At 69.6% G+C, this 11,265-nt stretch carries 12 protein-coding genes; 4 read left to right on the top strand and 8 right to left on the bottom strand.

The genetic code is table 11. From position 1 onward, the window contains the following. Positions 1-58: 58 nt before the first annotated feature. Together AC099J_RS16435 and otnK are read right to left on the bottom strand one after the other, a co-directional pair. Complete coding sequence (locus AC099J_RS16435) at positions 59-730, bottom strand: class II aldolase/adducin family protein (RefSeq protein ID WP_479616352.1); 672 nt, start codon at positions 728-730, stop codon at positions 59-61. Beyond that, entirely contained in the window at positions 727-2,004 is a 1,278-nt protein-coding gene (gene otnK, locus AC099J_RS16430; RefSeq protein ID WP_479616351.1) for a 3-oxo-tetronate kinase, read from the bottom strand. Before otnK ends, AC099J_RS16435 begins: the two co-directional genes overlap by 4 nt. Before the next feature lie 210 nt (positions 2,005-2,214). On the opposite strand from otnK, the gene katG reads away from it, so the two are divergent. Then, entirely contained in the window at positions 2,215-4,461 is a 2,247-nt protein-coding gene (gene katG, locus AC099J_RS16425; protein WP_479616350.1) for a catalase/peroxidase HPI, read from the top strand. A 134-nt stretch (positions 4,462-4,595) separates the two neighbouring features. Here katG and AC099J_RS16420 read toward each other — a convergent pair whose 3' ends face one another. From AC099J_RS16420 to AC099J_RS16410, 3 genes are all read right to left on the bottom strand, one after another. Continuing rightward, positions 4,596-5,252 (bottom strand): hypothetical protein, encoded by a 657-nt coding sequence (locus AC099J_RS16420; RefSeq protein ID WP_479616349.1) that lies wholly within the window; start codon positions 5,250-5,252, stop codon positions 4,596-4,598. A gap of 24 nt (positions 5,253-5,276) precedes the next feature. Then, the gene (locus AC099J_RS16415; protein ID WP_479616348.1) at positions 5,277-6,194 is read right to left on the bottom strand and encodes a Bug family tripartite tricarboxylate transporter substrate binding protein; all 918 of its coding nucleotides are present in this window, start codon (positions 6,192-6,194) and stop codon (positions 5,277-5,279) included. Between the two features lie 152 nt (positions 6,195-6,346). Beyond that, positions 6,347-7,054, bottom strand: coding sequence for a nucleoside/nucleotide kinase family protein (locus AC099J_RS16410; RefSeq protein ID WP_479616347.1), 708 nt, complete (start codon positions 7,052-7,054; stop codon positions 6,347-6,349). Between the two features lie 79 nt (positions 7,055-7,133). On the opposite strand from AC099J_RS16410, the gene AC099J_RS16405 reads away from it, so the two are divergent. The 3 genes from AC099J_RS16405 to AC099J_RS16395 are packed head-to-tail and all read left to right on the top strand — an operon-like array spanning position 7,134 to position 9,018. Next, on the top strand, positions 7,134-7,535 hold the full coding sequence (locus AC099J_RS16405; RefSeq protein WP_479616346.1) for a TfoX/Sxy family protein: 402 nt from the start codon (positions 7,134-7,136) through the stop codon (positions 7,533-7,535). Between the two features lie 5 nt (positions 7,536-7,540). Then, positions 7,541-7,852, top strand: coding sequence for a hemagglutinin (locus AC099J_RS16400; protein ID WP_479616345.1), 312 nt, complete (start codon positions 7,541-7,543; stop codon positions 7,850-7,852). Positions 7,853-7,911: 59 nt separating this feature from the next. Next, complete coding sequence (locus AC099J_RS16395) at positions 7,912-9,018, top strand: patatin-like phospholipase family protein (RefSeq protein ID WP_479616344.1); 1,107 nt, start codon at positions 7,912-7,914, stop codon at positions 9,016-9,018. Between the two features lie 145 nt (positions 9,019-9,163). On the opposite strand, the gene AC099J_RS16390 is transcribed toward AC099J_RS16395, so the two are convergent. From AC099J_RS16390 to AC099J_RS16380, 3 genes are all read right to left on the bottom strand, one after another. After that, positions 9,164-10,027, bottom strand: coding sequence for a copper chaperone PCu(A)C domain-containing protein (locus AC099J_RS16390; RefSeq protein WP_479616343.1), 864 nt, complete (start codon positions 10,025-10,027; stop codon positions 9,164-9,166). A 180-nt stretch (positions 10,028-10,207) separates the two neighbouring features. Continuing rightward, positions 10,208-10,603 carry a DUF2946 family protein gene (locus AC099J_RS16385; RefSeq protein ID WP_479616342.1) on the bottom strand — a complete coding sequence of 132 codons (396 nt, stop codon included), beginning with the start codon at positions 10,601-10,603 and terminating at the stop codon, positions 10,208-10,210. 74 nt (positions 10,604-10,677) lie between these two features. Next, entirely contained in the window at positions 10,678-11,208 is a 531-nt protein-coding gene (locus AC099J_RS16380) for an N-acetyltransferase family protein (RefSeq protein WP_479616341.1), read from the bottom strand. Between the last annotated feature and the right edge of the window lie 57 nt (positions 11,209-11,265).

Here is an 11,265-nt window from a genome sequence, read left to right as displayed (position 1 = left end):
GCCACACAACGGGCCCGCAACGCAGCGTGGCAATGGGTCCGCGCAAGCGGGCCAGGCCTTACCAGCTGGCGCCGAACTGGCGGCGCAGCTCCTCGATCTGCGTCTCGGCCAAGGCCGTGGCGCGCGTCAGCATCCACAGCTTGGCGGTTTCTTCCAGCTCCTCCAGCACGGCCATGGCGGCAGCCGGGCTGTCGTGCCAGACGTTGGGGCCCAGCCGCGCCAGCATGACGGCACGGATCGGGTGGCCCTGTGCCTGGTGGACGGCAATCGCCTGGGCCACGGCCTCGGCCGCCTCGGGCGCGCCGGGGCGGTGGTAGGCAATGTGCGGCACGCGCCCGACCTTCATCACGAAGTACGGGGTGATGGGGGGCAGCAGCTCGGCCGCATCGGCCTGCTGCAGCGAGCAGGCCACCAGGTGCGTGCTGTGCGTGTGGATGATGCAGCGCGCCGGCTGCGCGGTGTCGGCGCTGGCCTCGTAGATCCGCCGGTGCAGCACGATGGTCTTGCTGGCGCGGTCGCCGGCGGTCTGCTGGCCGCTCTCGTCCAACCGGGCCAGGCGCGCGGGGTCGAGCTGACCCAGGGAGGCGTCGGTCGGCGTGATCAGGTAGCCATCGGCCAGCCGCACGCTGATGTTGCCGGCGGTGGCGTGCACGTAGCCACGCGCGAACAGGCTCTGCCCCACGCGCACGATCTCGGCGCGGGCGCTGGCCTCGTCGAGCAAACCGGTCATGAGCGCAGCGCGCCGAACGCCTTGGTGAAAAAGTCCGGCGTGCCGAAGTTGCCGGATTTGAGCGTCAGGTGCAGGCCCTCGGGCGCCACATCGCTGAGCGCAAAGCACCACGGCACGCCCGGGTCGATCTGGCCGCCGATGCGCATCTGCGCAATGCCCAGGGCCTGCACGCAGGCGCCCGAGGTCTCGCCACCTGCGACGACCAGTTGCCGCACGCCCAGCGCGACCAGACCACGGGCGATGCCGGCGATGGTCTGCTCCACCATGGCGCCGGCCTGCTCCACGCCCAGGCGGCCCTGAATGGCGCGCACGGCCGCAGGCTCGGCGGTGGAATAGACCAGTACCGGGCCTCCAGCCAGCTGGTCCTTCGCCCAGGCAAGGGCTTCGGCGCACACATCGGCGCCATCGGCGATGCGCAGCGGGTCGATGGCCAGCGCCGGCCTGCCGGTGGCGATGAATGCGGCCACCTGTTGGTTGGTTGCCACCGAGCAGCTGCCCGAGACCACCGCCTGCAGGCCCTGCGCAGGCGGCAGCGTGGCGGTCTGCGCGTCGGGCTTCAGGCCGAAGTTGGCCGGCAGGCCGATGGCCACACCCGAGCCGGCCGTCACCAGCGGCATGCCCTTGAGCGCCCGGCCCAGCGTGAGCAGGTCGCCATTGGCCAGTGCGTCGACGATGGCGATGCCCACGCCTTCGGCCTGCAGCGCGGCAAAGCGCGCGCGGATCGCGTCGGCGCCCTGGGCGATGGTCTGGTAGTCGACCAGGCCAACCTTGTGCCGGGTCTGCGGCTGCAGCACGCGCACGAGGTTGGCGTCTTTCATCGGCGTGAGCGGGTGGTCCTGCATGCCGGATTCGTTGAGCAGCACGTCGCCGGCGAACAGGTAGCCCTTGAACACGGTGCGCTTGTTGTCCGGGAAGGCCGGCGTGGCGATGGTGAAGGCCGTGTCCAGCGCCTGCATCAGCGCATCGGTCACGGGGCCGATGTTGCCCTCGGCCGTACTGTCGAAGGTGGAGCAGTACTTGAAGTAGATCTGCCCGGCCCCCTGCGCCTGCAACCAGTGCAGCGCCTGCAGCGACTGGGCCACGGCCTGCGCCGGGGGGATGGTGCGGCTCTTCAAGGCGACGACGATGGCGTCGGCCTGCGCATCCAGCGGCGCCGTCGGCACGCCGATGGTCTGCACCACGCGCATGCCGGCCCGCACGAGGTTGTTGGCCAGATCGGTGGCGCCGGTGAAGTCGTCGGCAATGCAGCCGAGCACGGGGCGGGTTGCGGTCATGCGGTGGTTCGGTGGTGTGGATGGGAGTGCGAGCGAGAAGTGGCGAGGTTACTGCAGCAGGGCCACTGGCAAAAGCATCGAAGCGGCGACTGCAGGCACCGCTGGCGCGCAAGTCTGTGCCTATCGCCACCATCGAACAGGCCAATTGGCCGGCGTCACCATTGCCCCAGAGAATGCGGCTGCGACACCGCTTCAACCAGGAGAACAACGATGGACCGTGAACAGAACGCCGCCAAATGCCCCTTCAGCCAAGCCGCCAACCAGGGCCGCACCAACCTTGACTGGTGGCCCAAACAACTGCGCGTGGATCTGCTGCAGCAGCATTCGTCCAAGTCCAACCCACTGGGCGCTGACTTCGACTACGCCGCCGCATTCAAGACGCTGGACCTGCCCGCCCTCAAACAGGACCTGGCCGATCTGATGACCGACTCGCAGAGCTGGTGGCCGGCCGACTTCGGCCACTACGGCCCGCTGTTCGTCCGCATGGCCTGGCACAGCGCCGGCACCTACCGCATCGGCGACGGGCGTGGCGGCGCGGGCCGCGGCCAGCAGCGCTTCGCCCCGTTGAACAGCTGGCCCGACAACGTGAGCCTGGACAAGGCGCGCCGCCTGCTGTGGCCGATCAAGCAGAAGTACGGGCAGAAAATCTCCTGGGCCGACCTGATGATCCTGACCGGCAACGTGGCGCTGGAGACGATGGGCTTCAAGACCTTCGGCTTCGCCGGTGGCCGCCCCGACGTGTGGGAGCCGGACCAGGACGTCTACTGGGGCCGCGAAGACAAGTGGCTGGGTGGCGACATGCGCTATGCGCAGGGCTCGCCCGGCGTCGACGACCAGCATGGCGTGCTCGTCAAGGACGACGACAGCCAGGTGCAGCACACCCGTGATCTGGAAAACCCACTGGCTGCCGTGCAGATGGGACTGATCTACGTCAACCCCGAAGGCCCGGACGGCAAGCCCGACCCGGTCGCCGCGGCGCACGACATCCGCGACACCTTCGCCCGCATGGCCATGGACGATGAGGAGACCGTCGCGTTGATCGCCGGCGGGCACACCTTCGGCAAGACCCACGGCGCCGCCCCGGCCGACAACGTGGCGGAGGAACCCGAGGCCGCAGGCATGGAAGCCCAGGGCTTGGGCTGGCGCAACCGTTTCGGCAGCGGCGCCGGCGCCGACACCATCACCAGCGGCCTGGAAGTCACCTGGACGACCACGCCCACGCAGTGGGGCAACAACTACTTCGAGAACCTGTTCGGCTTCGAATGGGAGCTCTCCAAGAGCCCGGCCGGCGCGCAACAGTGGGTGGCCAAGGGCGCCAGCGCGACGATTCCGCATGCCTTCGACAAGGAGAAGAAGATCCTGCCGACCATGCTGACGACCGATCTGTCGATGCGCATGGACCCGGCCTACGAGAAGATCTCGCGCCGCTTCCTGGCCAACCCGGACCAGTTCGCCGACGCTTTCGCCCGCGCCTGGTTCAAGCTGACGCACCGCGACATGGGGCCGCGCGTGCGCTACCTGGGGCCGGAAGTGCCGGCCGAAGAACTGGTCTGGCAGGACCCGATCCCGGCCGTCGACCACCCGCTGGTCGATGCGCAGGATGTGGCGGCGCTGAAGTCCAAGGTGCTGGCCTCGGGCCTCGGCATCGCGCAACTGGTCTCCACGGCCTGGGCCTCTGCGAGCACCTACCGCGGCTCGGACATGCGGGGCGGCGCCAACGGCGCGCGCATCCGCCTGGCGCCGCAGAAAGACTGGGCCGTGAACCAGCCCGCGCAGCTGGCCGAGGTCCTGGGCAGGCTGAGCAGCATCCGCACCGACTTCGAGGCCAGCGGCAAGAAGATCTCGATGGCCGACCTGATCGTGCTGGCCGGCTCTGCCGGTGTCGAGCAGGCGGCGCGGGCTGCGGGCCACGATGTGCAGGTTCCGTTCACGCCGGGCCGCATGGATGCGTCGCAAGAGCAGACCGATGTGGCCAGCTTCGCACCGCTGGAGCCGGTGGCCGATGGTTTTCGCAACTACGTGAAGGCGCGCTACAGCGTGCCGGCCGAGGTGCTGCTGCTGGACAAGGCGCAGCTGCTGACGCTGACCGCGCCCGAGCTGACCGTGCTGGTCGGCGGCCTGCGGGTGCTGGGCGCCAACGTGGGTGACTCGCCGGCGGGCGTGCTGACGCACCAGCCGGGCCAGCTGACCAATGACTTCTTCGTCAACCTGCTGGACATGGGATGCGAGTGGAAGCCGGTCGCCGGGGGCGATCAGCAGCTGTACGAAGGTCGCGACCGCAACACCGGCTCGGCACGCTGGACGGCCACGCGCGCCGACCTGGTGTTCGGCTCGAACGCACAACTGCGCGCCGTGGCCGAGGTGTATGCCAGCGCCGATGCGCAGAAGAAGTTCGTGGCCGACTTCGTGGCGGCGTGGACGAAGGTGATGGAGCTGGACCGCTTCGATCTGCGGTAAACCAGGGCAAGCCATGGAGCGCCGCCGACCGTGGGGTCGGCGGCGCTTTGTCCTTCACGGCCTGCGCACCGGTTAGGTCGCGAAGGGCGCGCGTGACAGGGGAGCCGGACCGTTCGCGCGAAACCGAGAGGTCGTCAGCGCACTGGCGGCGCGACCTTCATGTCGCAGGTGCTCCGCTTGGCCTTGGACGGGGTGCGTTGGCTGCAGGACCGCGCGAAGTTGTATGGCGCGTGCATCAGGTCACGGCCCCAGCGGTCCTGGTAGTCCATGTAGAAGCCGTGGTAGTTTTCCCGCAGCTCCCGAATGTCCTCGCTGAACTGGTCACACGCGACGTCCCGGTCACACACCTCGCGCTCCACACATACGGTCAGGCTTCGGTAGAAGCGGCTCAAAGCCAGGATGTCCGCTTCCAGTTGCTTGGCCGCGATGAAATTTTGCAGTGGCGTGATGTCCTTGTGCTGGTTATAGGCGACCGCAGCCTGCAGCAGTTGGCACTTGCCGGCGTCGTCCAGGATCGCCCGTGTCAGCTTGAGCTGCGCCGCGCCGACGGACGAGTCGAAGTTGAGCGTCTGCTGCAGGTAGGCGATGGTCTCCTTCTTGCGTGCATCGTCCTTGGCGCCCAGGTACTGCGTGCCGGCGAAGACACCGCCGGCCAGGACGCCGATTAGGGTCAAGGGCTCTTTGTGGGCAGTCACCCATGCCGAGAACCGGGCCCAACGCCCCGGCCACCCGAGGCACACGACGACGATCAGGATGGCCAGCGCAAGACCCGCCGTAGCAGCCCAGTGCATCAGCTTCTCTCCTCGCGATGGACCTCAGCAGGGCTTCTCACAGTAGTCTGTGGTCTCGCAGTAGCTTTGGACATCGCAGACTGTGGCGGCGATCGGAGCAAGCTGTGCGGCAAATGCCTGCGGGCCGCGAGGCGTCGGGCGCAGGCGACGGGCCTGAACGACCTGGGCCAGCGATTCTTGGCGAACAGCGTTCATGGCGGCTTCGGCAATGCGGCGGACCACGCTGTCGGCGATGCCCAGCGGCCCGAACAGGCCAATGAACGGAGCGAACGGTGCGGGCGGAAGACCGGCCAGTTCAAACGTAGGCGCGTCGATGCCGGGCACGCTCTCTGTCACCGCCAGCACCACCGTGTCCTTGAGCATCTCCGCGGTCAGCGAGGCGGCAGCGATGACGGCGGCGTCGTCGGTGCCATCGCGCAGCAGATCTAGCTGCCAAGGCACGCTGCGCGCCGGCGCACCGCGTTGGGCCAGCAGCACCCGGTCGACGATGTAGGAGGCAAAAAACCCCGCGTGGGAGATGCGAACGCCGGGACCGCGGACGTCCTTGGCGACTTTGACCTTCGTCGAGGATCTGGACGCCACCAGCACATGGGGTACCGTCACCAGTTGCGCAATCGGCTGGAGCCGGCGTTGCTTGCCGACCTGTGACCCCATCAACTCGATGCCTGCCACCAGGAGCGTGTGGCCGTCACCGGGTTGCTGGGCCACCATGGCAAACGCGAGCCGTCCGAATGCGCCGGCCCGGTTCTCCACGATCCACTGACCGCCGAGCGCCTTGGCAAGCTCAGCGGCCAGAGCCCTGGCGATGCTGTCGTGGATTCCGCCCGGTGCAAATCCAACGACCAGGCGCACGGGCCGGGAGGGGAAATCCTGTCCCCAGGTGCGGGACAACACCGTGAGGCCGAAAGCACCGGCCATCACGCTTCGACGGGTTGTGTTCATGCAGGCGTTCCGGTTGTCGAGCCGAGCAGAGCGTGCGCGTCATCGGGCAGATCCGCATCCCCCACATGAAGGACAAGGCCCCGGGCCCACGGCGTCGCCGGCCGCGCGCCAGGGCTCCATGCCCGCGGCGAGCCACGCCCCACCCCACCGCCCTACCCCACCGCCGCATCACCCACCAACGCATCCGCCCTGCCCCGGCTTGCCCAGACGATCTGCGCGTTCAGCCGGTCGTTGCGCGCCAGCCGCGCCAGGGCTTGGTCGCGCGTGATGCCCCAGGCCGCCTGGTGGCGCGCGGCCAGGCGGTCCATGGCGACGTCCATCGGCACATCGAGGAACCAGCAGGCGTCCATGCCGCTGCGCAGGTCCCAGCCGTGGTCGTCGTGCAGCAGGTACAGGCCTTCGAGCAGCACCAGCCGCACGTGGGGCGCCACCTGGATCGCATCGGGTGCGGGGTCGCCCACGCCGTGCTCGAAGGCGGGCCAACCCAGCTGCTGTGTCGGCTGCGACCGCAACAAGGCCAGGCGCTGCGCCAGGCCCTGCGGATCGAACGTCCAGGGCGCTCCGCGGCGCAGCAACGCGGCGTCAGGGTCGGCAAAGGCGCGCAGCTGGGCGCGGGTCAGGTGAAAGCCATCCATGCCCAAGGCCAGGGCCGCCGGCGCGCCCGTGGCCTGGTTCACTGCGCGGGCCAGCGCCTGGGCGATGGTGCTTTTGCCGGCGCCCGGCAGGCCGACGATGCCGACGACCCAGCGGCGTTGCGGCGCCTGGCGCAACAGCGCGAGCAGATGGGCGACGGGGTCGTGCAGCTGCGGCGGCGTTTCGCCGGGCTGACGGGGTGGTGGAGGACTGGAATGCGCGTGCATGTGGCGGATTGTTGCCCGCTGGCCGCTTGCGGTGAAGCAGCGCACGCATGCCGGGGCGGCAGCTTCCTATGATGCGGCCATGAGCGATTTCAGCGACAGCCTGCACGAGGTCTTCGCGCCCTGGGGGCGCATCACGATGCGGCGCATGTTCGGCGGCCACGGCGTCTTTCACGAGGGCCGCATGTTCGCGCTGGTGGCGCGCGAGCGGCTGTACCTGAAGAGCGATGCGCACAGCGTGGCGGCGTTCGAGGCGCGGCAGCTGCCGCCATTCGAATACCTGCGCCAGGGCCAGGCCATGCAGCTGTCGTACCGCGAAGCGCCAGCCGAGATGTTCGACGATCAAGACGAAGCCCTGCATTGGGCACGCATGGCATGGGAGGCCGCGCTGCGCTCGGGCACGCCGCCGCGCACCGGCACCCGCAAGGCCCGAAAGTCGACGAAGACCGCCAAGGCAGCCGCGCCCGCGAAGAAGAAGGCCTGAGACGCATGCACGGCGACGCCCGCCAGCAATACGAGGCCGAAGTTCGCGCCCTGGCCGCGACGTGTGCCCAACAGCTGGCCGCCGGAGCCGGCGAGCCGCAGGTGGCGCACTGGGCCGTGACGCAGCGCAACGCCCTCAAGCTGCGTTTTCGCGCACTCACGCCGCCCGCCGACGTGCTGCGCCTTGAGGCCTGGACGCAGCAGCGCTATGGCAACCCGCTGGGGCCATCGGCTGCCCAGTTGCATGCCGCCGGCAAATCCTGGCGCGTCATCATCGAGGGCGCCGCGCGCCCGGGGCTGTATCGCGGCGGAACCTGACGCGCATGGGCACGCGCAGCTGACAGCCCGTTGACAAGCCCGCGTGGCATGCTGCGCCAATGTCCTGGCTTTCCCCCAAACTCCTTCCGTTCACATCCGACCGCCGGCCTTCGCTCAACCTTGCCCTGCAAGGCGGCGGCGCGCACGGTGCCTTCACCTGGGGCGTGCTGGACGCCCTGCTGGAGGCCGACCGATTCGACATCGCCGGTATCAGCGGCACCAGTGCCGGTGCCATCAACGGCGTGCTGGTCGCGCATGGCCTGCAGCAGGGTGGGCCAGACGCCGCCCGCAGGGCGCTGGACACCTTCTGGAGCGCCGTCGGTGCCCGCATCCCCTTCGAATGGTTGACGGTGGGCGAAGACGACGCCCTCGCCTTCAACCCGCTGGCGCGCATGATGATGCGGTTCTCCAAGATGTTCGCGCCGCACGAGCTGAACCCGCTGGGCCGCAACCCGCTGCGCCAGCTGTTGGCCGAGCAAGTGGATTTCGAGGCGCTGCGCGGGCGCGACGGTACCCGGCTGGCCATCGCCGCCACGCATGCCAACAGCGGTCGGCTCAAGGTATTTAACAACGACAGCATCGGCATCGACGCGGTGCTGGCCTCCACCTGCCTGCCCACGCTGCACCACACGGTGATGGTCGACGGCGAACCGTACTGGGACGGCGCCTACAGCGCCAACCCGGCCCTGATGCCGCTGCTGGCCGATGCGCAGTGCGCCGACGACACCTTGCTCGTGCTGCTGGCGCCCCGCCAGCATGCGCGCACGGCGCGCAGCACGGGCGAGATCGCCGAGCGGGCCATGGACATCGCGTTCCAGGCGCCGTTCCTGCGCGAGCTGGATCTGCTGGACACGCTGCAAGCACAGGCCAGCGCACGCTGGTGGCCGCGTTCGGGTCTGGAGCGCCGCATCTCGAAGGCGCGCTGGCATCTGGTGGACGGCGCGCCCACGCTCTCGGCGCTGCGCGGCGAGACGCGGCTGATTGCGCACCTGCCGTTTCTGCAACGGCTGCGCGCGGCGGGCCGTGCCGAGGCGCAAGCCTGGCTGGCCGCAGGCGCCGCACAGGTTGGCCGCACAAGCGGTGTGACGCTGCAGACACTGGCGGCTGGCGATCTACCAGCAGCGCCCCAAGCAGGCGACCTGGCAGGCAGCGCGGCAGCCGGTTAGCTCAGGTGTTCCGGCGGCCGTGCTCGGTCAGCACCCGTACGTCACGCCTCTCCTGACCATTTCCACGCTTGTGCGCGGAGTGGTGCACTTGGTCCACGACCTGGCTATCGGCCATGACCGAGATTCACGCCTGCATGGCGTTCGCTCAGTGCACATGCCCCCCGACCGCCGCCCCAGCCTCTGACCCAGGCGCGCCCACCGGCACCTGCACTTCGCGCACGCTCTTCACGCCCTGCGCATCCTCGAAGCGCAGGCTCAGCGGCACCGTGCTGCCCTTGGCGAGCGGCTGCTTCAGGTCCATCAGCATCAGGTGGTAGCCACCAGGCTTGAGCTCGACCGTTTCGCGGGGCGGCAGCGCCAGCCCGTCCTTCAGCTCGCGCATGCGCATGGTGTCGCCGTCCATCTTCATCTCGTGCACCTCGGCCACGCCGGCCACGGGCGTGGCCACACCGACCAGGCGCAGGCCCTGCGGCGCCTGCAGCTGCATGAAGGCGCCGGTGCCGCTCTGGCCCGGCACGCTCTGGCGCACCCAGGCGTTGCGCACATCCACGGCGGCCACGCCGGCCGGCCATACGTCCAGCCGCGCGGCGGGAAACGGCAGCTTGGCGTTGGCATCTGCGCCGGGCAGCTGCGCCCAGTCGGCGCTGGCCGTGCCGCAGCTTTGCAGCACCTTGAACCACAGCGTGCCGGGCTGGGCGGCGAGCTTGCCGCGCACGATGAACTCGGCGCGTTCCTTGTCGGGCAAGCCGGCGCCGCTGGCCGTCCAGCGGACTTCGCGCGCGCTGCTGGTCAGCAGCCAACCGGCGCGCGGCTGGGCCTCGGCCAACGTGAAGCCCTCGGGCAGACGCACCGTGATGCCGGTGGTGCCAGGCGTGTCCTTGCAGCTGTGGCCGACGCGGAACGCGGCCTCGTAGTTGCTGCCGGCTGCGGCACCGCCGGGCGGCAGTGTCACGTGGGCCGACGCGGGTGTGGCGATGGCAACGAACAGCGGAATGAAAAGACGGCGCATGGTGAGGGCTCTCAGGGGGTACAGATCGAGTCGTGTTCAGCGCTGTAGGGGCGCTGCGGCTTGGGTTGGAAAGTGCATGACAAGCTTTCCTCGGCAGGCCCCGGGGCGTACCGCTGCATGGCGGGAAGCAGCGCCGCGCGCGGCCCACAGGCCGACACGGGCACGCCATCGACGGCGATGTCAGGAAAGCAAGGGAGGCCCGCGCGCCGCCAGCGGCGCCCGGGTGGCCGCCGCGATGTGCGCGGCGGGAATCGGCTGGACCGCATGGCCCAGCGGCTGCACCGTGGGCAGGGCCACGGTGGTGGGAGCCGGCGGCGCGCCGCCCAGCACGCACAGAGGGCAATCGAGGTGGCCGGCGCCCATCTCCTGCACGCCATCGTCGGTGTGCACGATGGCCTTGACGATGCCGGCGCCAGAGCAGATCAGCTCCATGGCCTGGGGCTTGACGATGGGCGAAGCGATGGCGACGCCCAAAGACAGCGTGAAGACCAGCAGCATGCCGCGCACCAGCCCCACGCCCGGCCGCCGGCCAGCGACGAGCGGCACGTGGTGCAGAAGGCGTGACCAGAGCGACATGGACAACGATTGTGACGGATGACAAAGCGCCCGGCCCAGCTGCGCTGGGGCTCGAAGGCCGACCCTGCTCGTGACTATGCGGCCTGACCGGACATCGCCGCGATGTTGCAGACGCAGCGCAGTTCCTGCACCTGCTCGCCACCCATCGTGAACCAGCGCGCTGAACGCGGCTCGGGCGCGAAGCCGGCTTTGGCGTAGAACAGGATCGCGCGCCGGTTGCGCGTCAGCACCCACAGGCTGGCGCTGCGCATGCCGTGGTCCAGCAGCCGGTCTCGCGCCTTCAGCCACAGCGCGCGGCCCACGCCCTGCGACCACATGGCAGGCGTGGCGTACAGCGCCCAGACCTCGGCGCGGTCGGCCGGTGCGCCCTCGTCGCGCGACGGACCGAAGGCGATGAAGCCCTGCACCACGCCCGCACTGCGCGCCACCAGCACCTGCGGCCGGCCGGTGGCCACAGCCTCGCGCCACGTCGCCTCGCGCGGCGCCACGGGCAGGGACGCCAGGTAGTCGGCGGGAAAAATGCCTTCGTAGGCATGCTGCCAGGACAGCACCTGCACCGCTGCAATGGCGGCGCAGTCTTCAGGGGTCGCGAGTTCAATGCGCATGGTGGTCGGAAAAGGCTGGGCAGGCGTGCAGCTGGGTGGGCAGAGGCCAGGTGGATG

This window comes from Rhodoferax sp. RT4P68 (assembly GCF_056521305.1).
This window is presented reverse-complemented; position numbering and strand designations above follow the sequence as displayed.